General features: G+C 62.5%; 17 protein-coding genes. 12 read left to right on the top strand and 5 right to left on the bottom strand.

Annotation, left to right across the window (positions count from 1 at the left end; all coding sequences use genetic code 11):
• Positions 1–68 precede the first annotated feature (68 nt).
• Complete coding sequence (gene epsC / locus ACI3KQ_RS00840) at positions 69–1,079, top strand: serine O-acetyltransferase EpsC (RefSeq protein ID WP_404953829.1); 1,011 nt, start codon at positions 69–71, stop codon at positions 1,077–1,079.
• On the opposite strand, the gene ACI3KQ_RS00835 is transcribed toward epsC, so the two are convergent.
• Positions 1,080–2,729 carry an alkaline phosphatase family protein gene (locus ACI3KQ_RS00835; RefSeq protein WP_404953827.1) on the bottom strand — a complete coding sequence of 550 codons (1,650 nt, stop codon included), beginning with the start codon at positions 2,727–2,729 and terminating at the stop codon, positions 1,080–1,082.
• 78 nt (positions 2,730–2,807) lie between these two features.
• Between ACI3KQ_RS00835 and ACI3KQ_RS00830 the strand changes: the two genes are divergently transcribed.
• The 9 genes from ACI3KQ_RS00830 to ACI3KQ_RS00790 all read left to right on the top strand — a co-directional run bounded on the left by ACI3KQ_RS00830 (position 2,808) and on the right by ACI3KQ_RS00790 (position 12,762).
• The gene (locus ACI3KQ_RS00830) at positions 2,808–4,835 is read left to right on the top strand and encodes a protein-disulfide reductase DsbD family protein (RefSeq protein ID WP_404953825.1); all 2,028 of its coding nucleotides are present in this window, start codon (positions 2,808–2,810) and stop codon (positions 4,833–4,835) included.
• On the top strand, positions 4,835–5,572 hold the full coding sequence (locus ACI3KQ_RS00825; protein WP_404953823.1) for a TlyA family RNA methyltransferase: 738 nt from the start codon (positions 4,835–4,837) through the stop codon (positions 5,570–5,572). The genes ACI3KQ_RS00830 and ACI3KQ_RS00825 overlap by 1 nt, the downstream gene beginning before the upstream one ends.
• A gap of 88 nt (positions 5,573–5,660) precedes the next feature.
• Positions 5,661–6,725, top strand: a complete 1,065-nt coding sequence (locus ACI3KQ_RS00820; RefSeq protein ID WP_404953821.1) for an efflux RND transporter periplasmic adaptor subunit — start codon at positions 5,661–5,663, stop codon at positions 6,723–6,725.
• An 11-nt stretch (positions 6,726–6,736) separates the two neighbouring features.
• Positions 6,737–9,847, top strand: a complete 3,111-nt coding sequence (locus ACI3KQ_RS00815) for an efflux RND transporter permease subunit (RefSeq protein ID WP_404953819.1) — start codon at positions 6,737–6,739, stop codon at positions 9,845–9,847.
• Positions 9,848–9,862: 15 nt separating this feature from the next.
• A complete protein-coding gene (locus ACI3KQ_RS00810) occupies positions 9,863–10,411 on the top strand; it encodes a TspO/MBR family protein (protein WP_404953817.1) in 549 nt (182 codons plus the stop codon).
• A gap of 42 nt (positions 10,412–10,453) precedes the next feature.
• Entirely contained in the window at positions 10,454–10,753 is a 300-nt protein-coding gene (locus tag ACI3KQ_RS00805; protein ID WP_404953815.1) for an accessory factor UbiK family protein, read from the top strand.
• Positions 10,754–10,861: 108 nt separating this feature from the next.
• Positions 10,862–11,368 (top strand): YbjN domain-containing protein, encoded by a 507-nt coding sequence (locus tag ACI3KQ_RS00800; RefSeq protein ID WP_404953813.1) that lies wholly within the window; start codon positions 10,862–10,864, stop codon positions 11,366–11,368.
• 6 nt (positions 11,369–11,374) lie between these two features.
• Positions 11,375–12,187, top strand: coding sequence for a pyrroline-5-carboxylate reductase family protein (locus ACI3KQ_RS00795; RefSeq protein ID WP_404953811.1), 813 nt, complete (start codon positions 11,375–11,377; stop codon positions 12,185–12,187).
• Between the two features lie 65 nt (positions 12,188–12,252).
• On the top strand, positions 12,253–12,762 hold the full coding sequence (locus ACI3KQ_RS00790) for an asparaginase domain-containing protein (RefSeq protein ID WP_404953809.1): 510 nt from the start codon (positions 12,253–12,255) through the stop codon (positions 12,760–12,762).
• 116 nt (positions 12,763–12,878) lie between these two features.
• Here the strand turns inward: ACI3KQ_RS00790 and ACI3KQ_RS00785 are convergent, their stop codons facing one another.
• The 4 genes from ACI3KQ_RS00785 to ACI3KQ_RS00770 all read right to left on the bottom strand — a co-directional run bounded on the left by ACI3KQ_RS00785 (position 12,879) and on the right by ACI3KQ_RS00770 (position 17,015).
• Entirely contained in the window at positions 12,879–13,406 is a 528-nt protein-coding gene (locus ACI3KQ_RS00785; protein WP_167303551.1) for a CarD family transcriptional regulator, read from the bottom strand.
• 293 nt (positions 13,407–13,699) lie between these two features.
• Positions 13,700–14,038: a ferredoxin FdxA gene (gene fdxA, locus ACI3KQ_RS00780; protein ID WP_404953807.1), complete on the bottom strand. Its 339-nt coding sequence runs from the start codon at positions 14,036–14,038 to the stop codon at positions 13,700–13,702.
• 84 nt (positions 14,039–14,122) lie between these two features.
• The gene (locus tag ACI3KQ_RS00775) at positions 14,123–14,419 is read right to left on the bottom strand and encodes an RNA-binding S4 domain-containing protein (protein WP_404953805.1); all 297 of its coding nucleotides are present in this window, start codon (positions 14,417–14,419) and stop codon (positions 14,123–14,125) included.
• On the bottom strand, positions 14,412–17,015 hold the full coding sequence (locus tag ACI3KQ_RS00770) for a helicase-related protein (RefSeq protein WP_404953803.1): 2,604 nt from the start codon (positions 17,013–17,015) through the stop codon (positions 14,412–14,414). Before ACI3KQ_RS00770 ends, ACI3KQ_RS00775 begins: the two co-directional genes overlap by 8 nt.
• A gap of 228 nt (positions 17,016–17,243) precedes the next feature.
• On the opposite strand from ACI3KQ_RS00770, the gene ACI3KQ_RS00765 reads away from it, so the two are divergent.
• Together ACI3KQ_RS00765 and ACI3KQ_RS00760 are read left to right on the top strand one after the other, a co-directional pair.
• Positions 17,244–18,785, top strand: coding sequence for a M23 family metallopeptidase (locus tag ACI3KQ_RS00765; protein WP_404953801.1), 1,542 nt, complete (start codon positions 17,244–17,246; stop codon positions 18,783–18,785).
• Between the two features lie 39 nt (positions 18,786–18,824).
• Complete coding sequence (locus tag ACI3KQ_RS00760) at positions 18,825–19,610, top strand: NTP transferase domain-containing protein (protein ID WP_404953799.1); 786 nt, start codon at positions 18,825–18,827, stop codon at positions 19,608–19,610.
• Positions 19,611–19,672: the final 62 nt, after the last annotated feature.

Raw genomic sequence — 19,672 nt, 5'->3', positions numbered from 1 at the left:
AAGCAAAACTCGCATATCGCAACGCCCCATGTCGGGCTATGCCGTGCCTGTTCAACATCGAGGCGCATATGACGGACGCGGGCGAAAGCGAAGCTCCCATCCCTGACAGCTATTGGGACATCGACCGGCTGGCGACAGAGCTGGGCGCGGTACGAAGCCAGTGGCGGCAGGAACAACAATATCATGCCGAATATGGCGCGGAGGGCTTTCCGTCCCGCGCCAATCTGGTGAAGGTCATGAACTCGCTGTGCGCCGCGCTATTTCCCCTGCGCCTGGGCCCCAGCTTTGTCCGCCTGCATAATGAAGACGCCTTCGTTGCGCAGACACTCGACACCGCGCTCCATCGGCTCCATGCGCAAATCCGCCTTGAACTGCTCTACGCGGTGCAGGACAGCGCGGGTCCCGACGCCAATGCGCAGGCCGGGCGCATCATGCGCGATTTCGCGCAAAGCCTGCCCACCTTGCGCGTCCTGCTCGACAGCGACGTAAAGGCTGCGTTTCTGGGCGATCCCGCCGCCCGCAGCGTGGATGAGGTGCTGATCTGCTACCCGTCGATGCTGGCGATCATCCATCACCGTCTGGCGCACCGCCTCTACGAACTCGGCGCGCCGCTGGTCGCCCGGATCATTTCGGAAATCGCCCATTCCCGCACCGGCATCGACATTCATCCCGGCGCGCGGATCGGTCACAGCTTCTTCATCGATCATGGCACGGGCGTCGTGATTGGCGAAACGGCGATCGTGGGCGAACGCGTACGGCTGTATCAGGGCGTCACTCTGGGCGCGCGCAGCTTCCCCTCGGACGAAAAGGGCGCGCTGGCAAAATCGTTGCCGCGTCATCCCATCATAGAGGATGACGTCGTGATCTATGCGGGCGCCACGATATTGGGGCGCATCATCATCGGCAGCAAATCGGTTATCGGCGGCAATGTCTGGCTGACCGACAGCGTTCCGGCCAACAGCAATGTGCGGCAGGCCAAGGCGCAATATGAGGTGACGAGCCGCATCGAAGTGTCGGCGCCGCACCGCGTCCATTCCCTGGCGGAAGGACAGAGCGGCGCATTCGCCGACAATATCTGATCATTTGCCCGCGCAGCTGTCTCCCTCGCCCGCGATCAGGTCCAGGCAGCGCCCGTCAATCTCATCCTTCGGCACGGGCAGGTCGATCAGGGCGGCCAGGGTCGGAAGGATATCCGCCGTTTCCACGCCCAGCGGCTGTTCGAACGAGCGCATGCCCTTGCGCCAGAACAACATCGGCACGCGGCGGTCCATGTCCCATGGCGACCCATGCGTCGCCACATAGCCCGGAAAGGGATTGGAAATAGGCATGACGCGCGGCTTGAGCAGCAACAGCAGGTCGCCCGACCGTTCCGGGTCGAAACTGGCGCGCGCTTCCTGAATCAGGCTCCAGCTTTCGGGCGGTCCTGACGGCGAAGGCGTGGCGGCAATTTGCGCCTTGGTGAATACGACCTCGACCTGACGATGGGCGCGGAGCAGGGCCAGCGTCGCGGATTCCACCTTGGCCCGTTCGGCGCGCGTCAGGCTGCGGTCGAAATACAGGTCACCCGAAGGCCCGTCGCCATGGATCAGGGTCTTGCCGCTGATACCCGTGCTGGCGGCAACCGCCCGCCCCAATGCTTTAGGCGCCAGCGCAGGGTCCACCCGCTGTTCTTCCGGCATGGCGTTCAGCTGATGCCGCTCAGGCAGGTCATGGCCGCCATGATCGGCGGTCAGCACGACCGCATAGTCGATCCCGTCACTGTCCAGCCGGTCGAAGAAAGCGCCCAGTTCCCGGTCCAGCCGGTCGATCTGAATGCAGCTTTCGGTGCCCTCGGTGCCGTAACTGTGGCCGATATAGTCCGTGGCGGACAGGCCGATGGCGATAAGGTCGGTCTGTGCCTGCCGACCCAATTCCATGCTTTTGATCGCGGCGGCGGCGAAGGCCAGGGTCATCGCATCCAGTTCGGGCGATACCCGGAAACTGCCGACAACTCCCGGCGCGCGCTCAAAACGGCCAGTGCCAACGGTCTTGTCCTTGCCGATGCTGACCGGGAAATCCTTTGCCACGCATTGTTGGGGCAGTTCAAAGCCGGGATTCCCCTGCGCGATGCGCTGCGCATAGGCTGCGTTCACTTGCTGGACCAGCGGCGGGACAGGCACGCCAGCATAGCTCACAAAGCCCTTGGCACTCATCCACCAGACATGATCCGCCTTCGGCCCCCCCATCATGACCGCCGCCCGGTCCTTGCCCGCGACCGACACGACCCGCGTCGCCGGGTTGGCGGCCTTCATCCGGTCGCCCAGTGTCGGGACGCGAAGATGTATCGGTGAAACGACATAATTGTTGCTGCTCGTGCCCGGCTGATTTTCATCTTCGGCGCAATAGATGACCTTGTCGGCGCGGTTGGCCCCCAGGTCGAACCAGCTGTTGGCGATGATGCCGGTGCGCGACGGACGGCTTCCGGTCAAAATGGTGCTGTGACCGGGGCAGGTTTCGGTCGCGGCATGGCTTTGATAGCCGCGTGGAAACACGGCCCCTTGCGTCAGGCGCTTCAGGCCGCCCGTATAATAGGGGCGATATTCGCTGAACAGGTCGGCGGAAAATTGATCGACGGCGATGGCGACGATCAGCCGGGGCGCGGGCGTCGCGGCGGTCGGCTGCGCCGCTGTCTGGGCAATCACGGGCGCGCTGGTGGTCAGGATCAGTGCTGCCAGGACTTTTTTGATCATTGAAAGAACCCCTCCTCGACCTTGACGGCGAATGCAGGCGGACCTAGCCCAAAAGCCGTTCACCCGACCAGAGGCCCGATGCGGATTTTTCATGTCCTTCTGATGACGTTGGCGCTCGTCACCGCTTCGACGGCGGGCGCGCAGGGCGCTTTTGCGACCCGCGACACGCATATCAGCGCGACGTTGGTGGCTGAAACGCCCGCGCCAGCGCCGGGCCGGGCCAGCAGCATCGCCTTTTCCATGACGCCGGATGCGGGCTGGCACGGCTATTGGGAAAATCCGGGCGATGCAGGCGTCGGCATGACCGTTAAATGGACGCTGCCCAAAGGCGTTACCATCGGCGCGTTACGCTACCCGGTGCCGGAAACGCTGCTGATATCCGGGCTGATGAACCATGTTTATGAAGGGCCTTATGCTCTGCTCGCGCCGATCAGCGTCGCGGCGGACGTCCGGCCTGGAACCCTGCTCCCCATCCGGGGCAGGGCGGAATGGTTGGCCTGCACGGACAAGGTCTGCGTCCCGGAAAGCGCTGATCTGGCGCTCAATCTTCGGGCAGGGGACGGGACGGTCAGCCCCGCAATGGCGGCGCGCTTCGACCAGTGGCGCGCCCGGATGCCCCGACCGCTTGGCAATGACGCGCGATATGCGATCAGCGACGGTCGCTTCCGCCTGTCGGTGCCCTTTCCGACAGAGGCGATGGCCCGCGATGTTCACCTGTTCCCCCTGACGGAAGGGGCGGTCGGCTATGCCGCCCCGCAGACCGTGACACGCGAAGGCGACCGCCTGTTGCTGGAAACCGATGCCGGGGAAGATTTCAAGGGCGGGACCATCAAGGCGGTTTTACGCACCGGCGATCATGTCGGTTTCCTGCTGACTGCGCAGCCCGGTGATGTAGCGGCGGCCCAAAGCGGAACGCTGCGGACCACGCTGATCGCCTTGGCGGGCGCTGTGCTGGGCGGCTTGCTGCTCAACATCATGCCCTGTGTCTTTCCGATATTGGCGCTCAAGGCGCTGAAGCTCGCGCGGGCAGGCGGGGATGAAGGCGCGGTGCGCCGCGAAGCGCTGGCCTATGGCGCGGGCGTGGTGCTGACCTGTTTGATCCTGGGCGGTGCGCTGTTGGGGCTTCGCGCAGCGGGGGCCGCCGTCGGCTGGGCATTTCAGTTGCAGGACCCGCGCGTCATCCTGCTGCTGTTGCTGCTGGTGACGGCGATCGCGCTCAATCTGGCCGGGCTGTTTCAGCTTGGCGGCTTTGGCGGTGGCGAAAGGCTGGCGGGCAGGGGGGGCGTCGTGGGCGCATTCTGGACCGGCGCGCTGGTCGCCTTTGTCGCGACGCCCTGCACCGGGCCATTCATGGGCGCGGCCATGGGGGCGGCGCTGGTGCTGCCGGTGCCAGCCGCTCTGGCGCTTTTCGCCGGATTGGGGATCGGCCTTGCCACGCCATTCCTGCTGCTCGCCTGGGCGCCTTCGCTGCGCCGCCGCCTGCCGCAGCCGGGGGGCTGGATGGAAACATTCCAGAAAATCCTGTCCGTGCCGATGTTCATCACCGCGCTTGGCCTAGCATGGTTGCTGGGGCAGCAGCGGGGTGTTGCGGCCATCACCACCGGCCTTGGCGTGGCTTTGGCGCTCGGCCTTCTGCTCTGGTGGCTGGGCGTTCGCCAGCAACGGGGCAGAAGGGGCGGCTTGGTCGTGGCGCTGGGCGCGGCGCTGCTGTTGGGCGCGGGCATCGTCCTGCTGCCCGGCCGGATGCCCGCCACTGCCACCGCCGCCGTGGATGGCACGGCCATCCCCTTTGATGAAGCGCGGCTGGCCAGCCTGCGCGCACAGGGAAAGCCGGTTTTCCTCTACTTCACCGCCGACTGGTGCCTCACGTGCAAGGTCAATGAAGCCGCCGCCATCGACCGGGCGGAAACGCGCGACGCCTTCGCGAAAGGCGGCGTTACGGTGATGGCTGGCGACTGGACCAATGCCGATCCCGCCATCACCCGCTTTCTGGAGGCGCGGGGCCGGTCTGGCGTGCCGCTCTATCTCTGGTACGCGCCGGGCAAGGACGCGCTGGTCCTGCCGCAACTGCTGACGCCCGCCACGCTGACGGCGCTGGTGCGCTGATGGCCAAGCTGCGCGCCGACCAGCTGCTGGTGGACAGGGGCCTCGCCGAAAGCCGGGCGCGGGCGCAGGCGTTGATCCTCGCGGGCCTCGTGTTCCTTGGCGACAGGAAAGTGGAAAAGGCCGGGCAGCAGGTCGCCCAGGATGCGGTGCTGGATGTTCGGGGACGGGATCATCCCTGGGTGTCGCGCGGCGGGATCAAGCTTGCCCATGCGATCGATCATTTCGGCATCGACGTGACCGGCATGGTCGCGATTGACGTGGGCAGCTCCACTGGCGGCTTTACCGACGTGCTGCTCAGCAACGGCGCAGCGCGCGTCTATGCGGTCGACAGCGGCACGAACCAGCTGGCCTGGAAACTGCGATCCGACCCGCGCGTCATCGTGCATGAACAGACCAGCGCCCGCATCCTGACCGCCGACCATATCCCCGAAACGGTGGACATCATCGTGTGCGACGCCAGCTTCATCTCGCTCGCCAAGGTGCTGGAACGCCCCCTCGGTTTCGCTCGCCCCGGCGCGCAGCTGGCTGCGCTCATCAAACCGCAGTTCGAAGCGGGGCGGGATGAAGTGGGCAAGGGCGGCGTCGTGCGCGACCCGCAAGTGCATGAACGAGTCTGTGAACAAGTGAGAATCTGGCTGACAGCCCAGGGCTGGACCGTCACCGGCATCACCCCCAGCCCGATCACCGGACCGCAAGGTAATATCGAATTCCTGATTCATTCACGGTTTCGCGATTAACCTCGCCACCAAATCGAATGACAAAACGTTACATTTCGCGACAAATCCCCCGGTTGTCTCGTCCGCAAAGGCTCGCTAGCCCCTTCTCATGCGCTCCATCCCGTTCCTGTTGCTTTCTGCCCTGATCCTCGCATCCTGCGACGGGGAACCGGAAAACAAGCCCCGCCCCGCCGCGCTTGTCGAAGCGCAGCCCATTCAGCGTGCTACCTTCACCGACAATCTGGAAGCGGTCGGCACCGCACTCGCCAATGAACAGGTCGTGCTGTCCGCACCCGTGACGGAACGGATCACTTCTATCAATTTCGCCGACGGCGCCTACGTCAGGCGGGGACAGGTGATCGCGACCCTTGCCGTAGGACAGGAACGGGCGGAGCTGGCCGCCGCCGAAGCGCAGGCATTGCAGGCAAGCCAGCAGCTGAAACGGATTCAAGCGCTCAGAGATAGAGGCTTTGCGACATCCGCCAGCCTGGATCAGCAGGTCGCAGCCGCGAATTCCGCGCGAGCCAGTGCGCAACTGGCCCGTGCCTCCATTGGCGACCGGGTCATCCGCGCGCCTTTTGCTGGCTGGGTCAGCCTGCGCACCGTATCGCCCGGCGCGATTGTGAGCGCTGGCACGGCAATCGCCACGGTCAGCGACATTTCACGCATCAAGCTGGACTTCACCGTGCCGGAAACCCGCCTATCGCTGATCCGCGAAGGTCAGCCGATCAAGGCGATCTCATCCGCTTATCCCGATCGGCCCTTTTCCGGCGCCATCGCCACGATCGACCCGGTGATCGACCCGGCGACCCGTGCCGTCAGGGTCCGGGCAATCCTGTCCAACCCGGATCGGATGCTGAAGCCGGGTATGTTGCTGACGGTCAGCGTGATCGCGCGGCAACGCCAATCGCTCGCGGTGCCTGAGCTGGCCGTGGTGGGGGACGGCGACAATCGCTATCTTTTCATCGTGGCAGAGGGAAAGGCGAAGCGGGTCAAGGTGGAGACCGGCATTCGCCAGAACGGCCTTGTCGAGATATTGGGCGGCGTAGAACCGGGGCAAAGGGTGGTAACCGAGGGTGTCGTCAAGTTGAACGATGGCGCTCCGGTGCGCCTGGTCGGAGAAGATGCGAAGCCTAGCCCCAAAGTTGCGGATCGCCCCGCAGCCGGTAGCTGAAGGGCAGGCCGATGCAATTGTCCGACCTGTCCGTTCGCCGCCCGGTCTTTGCGGCGGTGATCGCCGTGCTGATGTGCATCGTGGGCATCGTTGGTTATATCAGCCTGTCGGTTCGTGAATATCCCGATACCGATCCACCCATCGTGTCGGTGGAGACCACCTATACGGGCGCGGCGGCGTCGGTCGTCGAAACCCGCATCACCCAGATATTGGAGGATTCGGTCGCCGGCGTTCAGGGCATCCGCAACATAACCTCTGCGTCGCGTGATGGCACGTCGACGATCAGCATCGAATTCGATCCGTCCCGCGACATAGATTCCTCCGCCAACGACGTGCGCGACCGGGTCGGCGCGGTGATCGAAGATTTGCCGGAAGACGCGATCGCGCCCGAAATTCGCAAGGTCGACGCCGATGCGCGGCCGATCATGTACATTACCTTCAGCAGGCCCGGATGGTCCCCGGTCCAGATTGCCGATTATCTCGACCGCAACATCGTTGACCGTTTTGCCGCCATCAACGGAGTGGCGCGCGTGAACGGCGGCGGCGACCAGCGACCCGCGACCCGTATCTGGCTGAATGCGGAAAGGCTTGCCGCTTTTTCGCTAACGCCTGCCGACATCGAATCCGCCCTGCGTGCCCAGAATGTGGAACTGCCCGCCGGTCGTTTTGAATCGAAGGACCAGAATCAGACGCTGCGTGTCGAGCGCGCCTTTTCGACGCCCGATCAATTTGCGCAGCTCGTCGTCGGCCGGGGCACTGACGGCTATCAGGTGAAATTGGGCGACATGGCGCGGATAGAGGAGGGGCCGGAAAATCCCTATGTGTCCTTCCGTGCCAACCAAGCCACGGCGGTGGGCTTGGGGATCGTTCGCCAGTCGGGCGCGAACACGCTGGATGTCGCCGACCGGGCCAAGGCATTGATCGAACAGATCCGTCCCGACCTGCCAGAAGGGATGGTGGTGAACATCGGTTCGGATGAGTCGCTGTTCATCAGCCGGGCCATCGAGAATGTCTACGATACGCTGTTGGAAGCCGCGATTCTGGTGATCCTCGTCATCTTCCTGTTCCTGGGGTCGATGCGGGCGACCATCATTCCGTCGGTCACGGTGCCGATCTGCCTTCTCGCTACGTGCGCAGTGCTGTGGCTGGCTGGCCTGTCGATCAATCTGCTGACCTTGCTGGCGTTCGTCCTTGCCATCGGTCTTGTCGTCGATGACGCCATCGTCGTCCTGGAAAATGTCTATCACCGGATCGAACAGGGGGAAGACCCATTGGTCGCCGCGTATCTCGGCACTCGGCAGGTGGGCTTTGCGATTATCTCGACGACGTTGGTGGTCTGCGCGGTGTTCGTGCCCGTGATGTTCCTGGCCGGGCAGACCGGCCTCTTGTTCCGTGAACTGGCGATTGCAATGATCGCGGCCATCGCCTTTTCAGGTTTCATCTCACTCAGCCTTGCCCCGATGCTCTGTTCAAAACTGCTGCGACACAGTGAGCGCGGGCGGCTGGCCAAATGGGTGGACGATCGTTTTCAGTCGCTCGAACGGGCTTATTCCCGACTGCTCGACAAAGCGCTTCGGCGGCCTTTTGTCGCGCTGATCGCTCTCGCTGTGTTCCTGGGCGCCGCGGGCGCAGTGTTCATGACATTGCCCAACGAACTGGCGCCAGCCGAAGACACAGGCGTCGCGGACGGCCAGATCACCGCTCCCGAAGGAACGGGTTTCGACCGGATGCAGGCCTATATGCGCGGGCTGGAGGATGATTTGGCACCGTTGCTGAAAGACGGTCAGCTGAAAGTGCTGATTACGCGCACGCCGGGCGGCTTCGGATCCAGTGACGATTTCAACAGCGGCAATATCATCGCGTTCCTGCGGCCATGGGAGGAGCGGACGGTTACGACCGCCGAGGTCGCCGATGCGATCAACAAGGCCATCGCGAATCAACCTGGCGTGCGCGGCAATGTCGCGCCCCGTTCCGGGCTTGGACGTGGCAGGGGCTTGCCGGTGAATGTCGTGCTCACCGGATCGACCTATGAAGGGCTGGTCGCCGCCCGTGACCGGATCATGGCGGCGGCCGCGAGCAATCCTGGGTTGATCAACCTCGACAGCGACTTCAAGGAAACCAAGCCACAGATGCGGGTGGAGATGGACCAACAGCGCGCGGGGGATTTGGGCATATCGGCAAACGACATCAGTCAAGCGCTACAAACCCTGCTCGGTTCGCGCCGGGTCACCACTTACGTCGATCGCGGCGAGGAATATCGCGTGCTGATCCAGGCGGAAAAGGAAGGGCGGCAGACCCTTGCCGACCTGGAACGTATTCAGGTGCGCAGCCGCACGGGCGCGCTGGTGCCGCTGTCGGCGGTGGTGACGGTGAGCGAAGTCGCCGGGCCGCGCCAGCTCAACCGCTATAATAAATTGAGGGCCATCACCTTGTCGGCGGGGCTTGCGCCCGGCTATTCTCTGGGTGAAGCGCTCACCTATCTTGAGGATCAAGCGCGCCAGTCGCCCGAAATACTCGCCATTGGCTATCGCGGTGAAAGCCAATCGTTACAGGAAACAGGCGGGTCAATCTGGTTGGTGTTCGGGCTGACGATCCTGATCGTATATTTGTTGCTTGCCGCCCAGTTCGAAAGCTTCGTCCATCCCGGCGTCATCATCGCCACGGTTCCGCTGGCGGTGGCAGGTGGCGTGCTGGGGCTGGCGCTAAGTGGCGGGTCGATCAACCTTTATAGTCAAATCGGCATTGTCATGCTGGTAGGTCTGGCAGCCAAGAACGGCATTCTGATCGTCGAGTTCGCCAACCAACTGCGCGACGAAGGGCAGGAAATCGGGCAAGCCATCAGGCAGGCAGCGGCGCGCCGCCTGCGCCCCATCCTGATGACGTCGATCGCAACGGTGGTCGGGGCGCTTCCCCTGGTCATCCGCGGCGGGGCCGGCGCGGCTGCGCGTCAGTCGATCGGTGTCGTGGTGGTATCTGGTGTGTCGCTGGCGACGCTGATCACGCTGTTCCTGATCCCCATCCTCTATTCGCGGGTTGCGGGGCGAACCGTTTCACCGCAAACCGTGGGCAGGCGGCTTGACTCGGCACTGAAGGATTCGCCCCAAGCCGCGAGTGACGATTAGTGGAGTGGCCTGCCGATGAACGAGATCGCGTCCCCCGGTCAGCTAAGACTTGACTATCTGCGCTGGGCGCTGGTCACCGTTCCCGCTATTCTATTCTTGGGCTTTCTATCGGGCAGGATCGCCAATAGCGGCTATGGCAACCGCTGGTTCGATGCGCTGGAAAAGCCCGCTTTCATGCCGCCGGGCTGGGCGTTCGGTGCCGCCTGGACCATCCTTTATATCCTCATGGGCCTGGCGCTTGCGATGATCATTCATGCGCGGGGATCACGGGGGCGGGGGATCGCCATCCTGCTCTTTCTCGCTCAACTGGTGATGAACCTGCTCTGGTCGCCGCTTTTCTTTCGCGCGCATCAGGTCGATAATGCCTTCATCCTGATCCTGCTGCTGATCGCTACCGTGGCTGCGACCACTTTGCTTTTCTGGAGGATCAGGCCCGCGGCGGGGCTGCTATTGCTGCCCTATCTTGCCTGGCTGGCCTTTGCTTCGGTGCTTAATTATGAGATCGGGCGGCTTAATCCTCAGGCTGAGACCCTTGTCGCGCCCGCGCTCAAGGCCCAGATATAGGTCAACGGCGCTTTGCCGCGTTAAAGACAGGATATAGGACCCATGCAGAGCGAAAACCGCTTTTTCGACGACCTTGCCAAGCTGGTGAACGGCGCCGCCGGGACAGTTGCTGGCATGAGCCGCGAATTCGAGACCAACGCGCGGGAAAAAGCCAAACAATGGATTGGCGGCGTGGATTTCGTCAGCCGCGACGAATTTGATGCGGTAAAGGCGATGGCAGCCGCGGCGCGCGAAGAGGTGGAACTGCTCAAAGCGCGAATCGATGCGTTGGAAGGTCGGGCGGCTGAGCCAGTCACCAAGACGGTTCGGCCATCGAAGGGGAAATCGGCCGACGCCCCGTAAGGGCTGCCTCCATCTGTCCATTCGATTTCTGCAACGATCCACGGGTTTCGAGCATTTTCCCGATTCGATTGGTTTCCTCCTGATCGGGAAATGCTCTAAGGCCAGCCGATGATGGACAGCGACGAATATGAAAATGGCGGCCAGGAAGCCGCACCGATCGACATGCTGGCCGCCTATTTCGAAGCGCATGGATGGAGCTTCGAACAGGTCGGTGAGGATGAGATCGTCGCGAGTACCCAGGGGTCCTGGGCGCAATATGAATTGCGCGGAATTTGGCGGGACGAAGATCAGGTGCTGCAACTGCTCGCGTTGCCTGACATCAGGGTGAGCGATGAAAAGCGACCCGCGATTTACGAAACATTGGGACTGATCAACGAACAGCTTTGGCTCGGCCATTTTGAATTGTGGTCGTCGAGCGGGATCATATTATTCCGCCATGGTGCGCTGCTTGGCGCGGGTGGCACGCTGACCCTGGATCAGGCGCAACTTCTGGTCGAAACCGCAATTGATGAATGCGAACGCATCTACCCGGTGTTCCAGTTCGTGCTGTGGGGCGGCAAGACGCCCGCAGAGGCGATTTCCGCCAGCCTGATCGAAACGCGCGGCGAGGCCTGATTCTGGATGTCTATCGCCTGGCCCGCTCATCTTTTCCTTGTCGGTTGCGGCAATATGGCCGGGCAGATGCTTGCCCGCTGGCTTGCATGTGGACTTGACCCGGCGAAGGTGACAGTCCTGCGCCCCAGTGGACGTGCCGTGGGGAACGGCGTTCGGGTGGTGACGGAATATCCTGATGCTCTCCCTGCCGGATCGACCCTATTGTTGGGCATGAAGCCTTACCAGCTGGCGGATGTGGCGGCGTCATTGGCGCCAATTTGCAATGCCGACATCTGTCTTGTGTCGATCCTGGCCGGTACGCCAATCGCAGATCTGCGCCGCCATTTTCCGGCGGTACGTGACATCATTCGCGCTATGCCTAATCTACCGGTGGGCATTGGTGGCGGCGTGATCGGGCTATGTGATGACGATGTGACCTCGACGGCGGCCTATGACGCTGTTGAAGCTCTTATGGCCCCGCTGGGGCTGGCTGAGCGAATATTGGATGAAGGCCAGTTCAATGAGGTTACGGCCCTGTCGGGCTGTGGCCCGGCTTTCCTGTTCCGCTTCATCGATGCCTTCGCGCGGGCGGGGGAGGCCATTGGTCTGTCGGCTGAGCAGTCGTCCCGCATGGCGCTGGCCACCGTCTGCGGATCGGCTGACTTGGCGAAACAGGCTACGGACAGCCCAGGCGTGCTCGCCGACCGCGTGGCGAGTCCGGGCGGCATGACGCGGCAGGGACTGAATGTTCTGGATGCCGATGACAGGCTGCTCAACCTGATGATTGACACCTTGACCGCTGCGCGGGACCGGGGCGAAGAAATTGCGCGGGGCGGTTAGGTCAGTGGTATGATCGCAGCGCCGCTTATTGATGCTGCCGATCTCTTTCCGTGCGGAGCCTTCCTATGCTGCCTGCCGATACACCCATCCTGATCCTGACCACGGGTGGTACGATCGACAAAATCTATTTCGACGCCCTGTCGGATTATCAGGTGGGGGAGACCGTCATGGCCAAGCTGTTGGACATAGCGCGGGTGAAACGTCCGTTCCGCATTGAGGAGGTCGTTCGAAAGGATAGCCTTGAACTGGATGATGTGGATCGGGCTGACATTCGCGACCGGGTGGCCGCTGCTCCCGAAAGCCATATCATCATTACCCATGGCACCGACACGATGACGGATACGGCCAAGCTGCTGAGCGCAATTGGCGGCAAGACGATCGTTTTGGTGGGCGCACTGGCGCCCGCGCGTTTTGGTGAGAGCGACGCCAGCTTTAATCTGGGCATGGCGTTCGCCACGGTCCAGACCGCCGCGCCCGGCGTCTACATCACCATGAGCGGATCGGTTTTCCGGGCTGACAATGTGGTGAAGGACCGCGCCAGGGGCGCATTTGTCTCGGTGGAGCCGAAGGGCTGAACCATTTTGGTCGCTCAGCGAGGCCCCGGTTGAGGAAGGTCACCCCACAAAAAAGAGCGCCCGTTGAGGCGCTCTTTCCTTGTTCAGTGGGCCGCTAAAGGCTCAGCCAAGATTGTTCAGGCTTCCACCTTCACATATTTGGGTGCGGCTTCGTTCAGAATCCGCAGGATTTTCTTGAGAGCGCTGGGTTCATCCGTCTCTTCCATGGCGGCGAGTTCGCGTGCCAGACGGCTGGAAGCGGCTTCGAAAATCTGACGCTCGGAATAGCTCTGTTCAGGCTGATCATCAGCCCGGAACAGGTCGCGCGTGACTTCGGCGATCGACACGAGGTCGCCCGAATTGATCTTCGCTTCATATTCCTGGGCACGGCGCGACCACATGGTACGCTTTACCTTGGGCTTGCCCTTGAGCGTTTCGATTGCTTCTTCCAGGGTCTTGTTTGACGACAGCTTGCGCATGCCGACCCCTTCCGCCTTATTGGTAGGCACGCGAAGGGTCATGCGTTCCTTTTCGAAGCGCAGGACATAAAGCTCAAGCTCCATGCCCGCGATCTGCTCCTTCTGAAGCTCCACCACACGGCCAACGCCATGCTTGGGATAAACAACATAATCACCAACATCAAAGGACAGCGCTTTGGCAGCCATTTGCAACCTTTCTAATTGAGCGGAGACGGCGACCGTTTGGACCAGTTGCGCAAAGTGCGGCACAGGGAAAGGCCCACGGCATTACCGTGAGGACATGAGGCGAATTCTCCAGAACGGATGCGACCTATCCGTCTTTCACCGTTCTTTTAGCAGATTCGTAACAAAAATTCCACCCCCCGCCACAATATCGAGCGGCGGAGGACAGAATGATGCGCAATGCCTAGTTTTTAGATGTTGGGTTAAGGAAGGCGCGGCAGGCAATCCATCGCTGCGTCAGCGCCCGCCACGCGCCGTCAGTCGCCCGAACCTGGTTCCGGTGAGAAGAACTGTTCCAGCTTGTTTTCCACGCCCTTCATGGCGTCGGCATCGGCCGGGGCCTCGCCCTTGACGGTGATGTTGGGCCATTCGGCGGAAAATTTTGTGTTGAGTTCCAGCCATTTTTCCAGGCCGTTTTCCGTATCCGGCAGGATCGCTTCAGCGGGACATTCCGGTTCGCAAACGCCGCAATCAATGCATTCGTTGGGATTGATGACCAACATGTTCTCGCCCTCGTAGAAACAGTCCACGGGACACACCTCAACGCAATCCATATATTTGCAGCGGATGCAATTGTCGGTCACGACATAGGTCATGGGTCAGCACTCAATAGGGATTGGACAGCGGCGGCCCTGCTATGCCCGGCGCGCGCGAAGGTCAATGAGGATATTTTTGCCTGTCTAATCGCCCAGCTTCAGTTCCTCGTAACAGCATTGTGCTTCAGGAGCGGGGCCGCGTCGACCGGGCAACTGGATAATGCGGACGACCCGCACCCCGCTGGGGTGAGGAAAAGTGATGAGGTCGCCAGTGCGAACCGGGGCATGAGCGCGCTCGACACGGCGACCATTCAGGCGGATATGGCCATCTTCTGCCAGCTTCTGGGCAACCGACCGGCTTTGCGCCAGCCGGGCGAACCAGAGGAACTTGTCGATGCGCAGGCTGGGGCCATGGCCTCCAGGTGCCGACGCGTCAGCCATTGCGACCGAGCAGGTCGGCAAGCCCCGCGAAGGCGTGGTTGCCCAGGGGCGCAGCTGACGATGCGGGAGCAGGGCGAGCGGACCCGCCTCGACCGGGTGCGGCGCGTTTCCCCTGGCCGCGCGGCTGCTGCTGGTCGGAACGCGCCTTCTGCCGCCCACGGAATGCCCAGTTCGCTCCGCCTTCTGCCGGAGCTTCCACCGGTCGGAAGCCGGAAAGGCGCATCAATTGCAGGAATGACGCCTCATCCAGCCCCAGAGAGACAATCTGGGGACTTTGGGCGGTGAAAGCTTCGCCTTTTGCTATGATCTCATGCGCGGTCCGGGCCATGCGTTCGGCCATGTCGATGCGCAACATCTGTTCTCCAAAGCCACGGAAACCGGCGATGCGCGCGCCCATCTGCTCAGATTTCTCGCCCGCCTTGATGAGGGTGAGGCCCGGCTGCGGCAGCGGAAGGCACGGTTTACCCAGTCTGGTCGCCAGCAAAGCTGCGCGCCACCGGGCCGCTCCGGGCTTCAGCAGGCCGGGATGATAAATGTCGAGCACGCCGATATCGATGCCCGCACGGCGAAGCAGATGCCGCTGCTCCTTGTCCAGATGTCCCAGCGCCGAATCGAGATCGGTGCGCGCAATGATCCCGCCCGCATCCGCCAGCTGGGCAAATACTGCGCGCACGACCGCGGGAACGTCCGGCTCGGAGGAACTGGCCACCATCTTCACGAGTGGTAGGAGATGCTTTTCCTTCTGGCTGTCGAACCATGTCGAAAGACGCGTGATCACCTGCTTCTGCATGTCCTGACCCAACGTCAGAAGCGCGCGATCAAGCCGCATTTCGGGCGCCAGCAACGAAGAACCGGGCAGCAGTGTAGCAACGATGTTGCCCTGCCACGAAATGCCTGGCGCCTGTCCTGATTCGTCCATGAGCGCAAAATCGGTATCGGGCGCGCCCAGCAATTCGTCAGCCTTCACTCGCAATATCCTTCCAAGGCGGCGCTCAGCCGCCGCCAGCAACATCTTTCTGTCTTGATGCCGCGTAGCCGGATCAACCGAGAAACGAAATCCGTCAAGTCGCCCGATGGTCTCACCATCGACGCAGACTGTCCCGTCCGGGTCGATTTCGACGGGCAGAGTGCTGGCATTCTGCCCGATGTCGCGCAGCAGGACGGCGGTGCGGCGGTCCACAAAACGTTGCATCAGCGCGGCGTGAAGCGCGTCTGACAGCTTTTCCTCCAGCTCACGGGTCCGTTCGGCCATTTCGGCGGGATGGGCCAGCCAATCGGCGCGATGCGCTATATAGGACCATGTGCGCGCCGCGGCGATCCGGCCCGATAATGTGTCGATATCGCCCTGAACCGAATCGAGCCTGGCGATCTGCTGTGCGAACCAGTCGCGCGGGATATGCCCATGGCCTTCGGACAGGAAACGCCAGATGCGGTTGACGCTGCGGGCATGATGGTCCGCGCCCAGCTTCTGGAAGTCTGGAATACCGCAAGCGGCCCACAGCCGTTCGACCTGTTTCTTGCCCTTCGCGCGTTCGCAGACCAGCGGATCGTCGGCCAGTCTTTTCAGCACGGAAAGGTCAACCGCCTCGGGCGCGGCGGCAAGTTCCGGCCGGTCTGGCCGCGCCTCCAGGTCGGCGATCAGGTGGCGGACACTGTCCATGCCCGGCGTGCCGTCGCGCCAATACAGCCGGTCGATGGCCGGGAAACGGTGCGCCTCGATCGATTCGATTTCCTCTGGCGTGAAGGCGGCGTCACCATCTTCATGGCCCAGGCTGCCAAAGCTGCCGTCCTGATGATGGCGGCCTGCGCGCCCGGCGATTTGCGCCATTTCCGACACCGTCAGCCGCCGGGTGCGTCGTCCGTCGAACTTTCGCAGTGACGCGAAGGCGACGTGGGCGACATCCAGGTTCAGCCCCATGCCGATCGCGTCAGTGGCGACCAGATAATCGACCTCTCCGTTCAGGAACATCTGGACCTGGGCATTACGGGTGCGGGGGGACAGCGCCCCCATGACGACTGCCGCGCCACCCCGGAACCTGCGCAGCATTTCTGCCACGGCATAGACTTCTTCGGCGGAAAAAGCGACGATCGCCGACCGCCGGGGCAGGCGGGACAGCTTTTTGGCTCCAGAATAGGAAAGGGTGGAAAAGCGCGGGCGGCTGACGATTTCGGCGTCTGGCACCAGTGACCGGACCACCCGGCTGATGCTGGCCGATCCCAGGATCATCGTTTCCTCCCGGCCCCGCGCGCGCAGCATCCGGTCAGTGAAAACATGGCCACGTTCGGGGTCTGCACCCAACTGCGCTTCATCCAGGGCAACGAAGGCGAAGTCGCCATCGACCGGCATCGATTCGGCAGTGCAGAGATAATAAAGCGCGCCCTGCGGCACGATCTTTTCCTCACCCGTGATCAGCGCCACTTGATGAGGACCCTTTATCGCGACCACCCGATCATAGACTTCGCGAGCCAACAGGCGCAGCGGAAAGCCCATCATGCCGCTGGAATGGCCGCACATGCGTTCGACCGCCAGATGCGTCTTGCCAGTATTGGTGGGACCCAGCACGGCTGTGACAGGCGATCGCGCGAAATGGGCCATGTTTCTCTATGTCGGGGAGGGCGTGTGTAAGGGCAAGGGGGAAACCGGCGGCGTGACATCCTTCTGCTATGCTGCCTGCCGTTGAACGAACCAGTGGCACGTTTCGTCGCGCAAATGGTCAGGAAAAACGCATCTTTATTTGACTTTAACCCTATGCCTTCACAACAACCTTCATGAACGCGCGACGGGGGTCGTGCGGGTTGCAAGCCCTCGGGGGGCCTTTCAGACGTGTTTTATGGTAGCCAGTCAGGTCCTCAGCAGGGCGGCGCATCGGCGTCCCTGTGGTTGCTGGATGCCATCGGAAAGGGTGGTGTCCCTGCTCAGGGGCAGCGCGACTGGCGCGTTCGTCTGCGCGATTGGGCAGAGGATGTGGAACTGGTCCCCGACCTTGGCCAGCGGGTAGGCAGCGCCACTTGGTTCAGAGGTCTGGCGACCTGTTTCGGGCTGTGCGCATCCGCCCTCTATCTTTCCCCCGGTTTTCAAGCGCTGCCCGGTGAACCGCAGCCGTTACTGGCGCAATCCCAGTTTGATGAAGTGCGCAGCCAGATGATCACGCCCTTGGCGCTGGGCGCGGATAGCGGACGGCGCATGGGTCCGACCGATGCGGTGCAGCCGCTTCGTGACACGCCAGAGCGCCCGCAAATCGAATTGCGCGCCCAGATTGGCGGTAGCGATTCGCTGGGCCGGGCTCTCGCTCGAGCTGGCGTGAGCAGTCGTGATGCCGCCGCCGTGATGAACCTGGTTGGCAGCGACATAGCGTCAGGCATTAAACCGGGCACCCCGCTGGACATCATCCTTGGTCGTCGCGCCAGCCGCAACATGCCCCGACCGTTGGATCATCTCGCCTTCCGGGCCAGGCTCGACCTGGCGCTGGAGGTCAATCGAACGGGGAACGTTTTACAGGTCAAGCGCACTCCCATCCATGTGGATCGCACGCCTTTGCGCATCCAGGGGGTGATCGGCGACAGCATTTACCAATCCGCGCGCGCCGCGGGTGCGCCTCCCAAAGCGATCCAATCATTCCTGCGTGTCATCGCGCAGCAGGTCGATCTGGGGTCGGTCCACGCTGGCGACCGGTATGACATCATCACAGAATATAGCCGCGCCGAAACAGGCGAGGCCGAAGTAGGCGACCTGCTGTTCGCCGGACTAAGCCGGTCCAACGGTCGCGGCATCAACATGCTCAAATGGACGAGCGAAGGGCGCAGCCGGTGGTTTGAAGCATCCGGCGTCGGTCAACGACGGGGCGTGCTCTCGGCCCCTGTCTCTGGCCGCATGTCGTCAGGCTACGGTATGCGCCGTCACCCGATATTGGGTTACACCCGCATGCATGCCGGCATCGACTTTGCCGCACGTTACGGATCGCCCATCTATGCTGCTACCGACGGGGTTGTGTCTTATTCGGGGCGTCATGGCGGCCATGGCAATTATGTGCGGCTGGACCATGGTCATGGCCTTGCCACCGGCTATGCGCATATGAGCCGCATCGCCGCACGATCTGGTCAGCGGGTGCGGCAGGGACAGGTGATCGGCTATGTCGGTTCCAGCGGCCTGTCGACCGGACCCCATCTGCATTACGAGCTTTACCGCAATGGCCGCACGATCAATCCGCTGTCGGTCAAGTTCACCACCACGGCGCAATTGGAAGGCCGCGAGCTGGCGGCGTTCCGCGCGCGGCTGGCCCAGCTTAAAGGCCTGCGTGTCGGATTGCCGACGCAGCTGGCCCAGAATAACCGGTCGGTTTTGTCGCCGGTCGCACTCGCCAATTAACCGCTTCCCGTCTTGCGAAGGCTTCGCTAGGCGGCCCGCATGACTGATATCGTCGCCATTTTGCTTGCCGGATCACGTCCCGGCACCGATCCATTGGCTCAGGCAGCAGGGGTCGCGATAAAGCCTCTGGCGCCCGTGGCGGGTGAGCCGATGATCAACTACCCCGCGCGGGCATTGCTGTCCCATCCTGCGGTCGGTAAGCTGCTGATCCTCACGCAGACGCCGGACCTGCTGACCGACCATCCAGCAACGGCCTGGATCGCTTCGCATCCCAAGACGATGTTCGAAACGAGCGGCGCAGGAATTGCTTCCACCCTGATGACGCTGATCGACCGACCCGGCATGACTTTTCCGCTGCTGGTCACGACGGCGGATCATGTCCTGCTGGATTCCGACATGCTGGACCAGTTTGTGGGGGAAGCGAAGGGGGCGGACCTCGCCGTCGCTATGGTTGAACGCGCGACCTTGCTTGCCCGCTATCCCGCATCCCGCAGGACCTGGCTCAAATTTCGTGACGGCTGGTGGTCGGGCGCTAACCTCTTTTGGTTTGGCGGTCCGCAGGTGCGGCCAGTCCTGGCGCTATGGCAGGAAGTCGAACAGGACCGGAAGAAAGGGTGGAAGATATTGTCTGCCTTTGGCCCTGTCGCGCTGCTGGGGGCCTTGCTGCGTATCCTGCCCCTGCGCGGGGGGATCGCACGGGTAGGACGACGCTTTGGGCTTGCCGCGCGGCTGGTTGCCATGGCGCGGGCTGAAGCCTGTATCGACGCCGACAAGGTCGACGATGTGATCCTGATTGAACGGATATTGGCCGAAAGGCGCGACTGATCCCCATCACTGTCGCCTTCAAGGTTCGTGGACCGGCTGTTTCGCTTTTGCCCTTTGATGGG

The sequence above is a fragment of the Sphingobium sp. ZW T5_29 genome (genome assembly GCF_044987515.1).
Classification (GTDB): Bacteria; Pseudomonadota; Alphaproteobacteria; order Sphingomonadales; family Sphingomonadaceae; genus Sphingobium.
The sequence above is the reverse complement of the archived record's forward strand: the minus strand, read 5'-3'. Positions and strand labels throughout refer to the sequence as shown.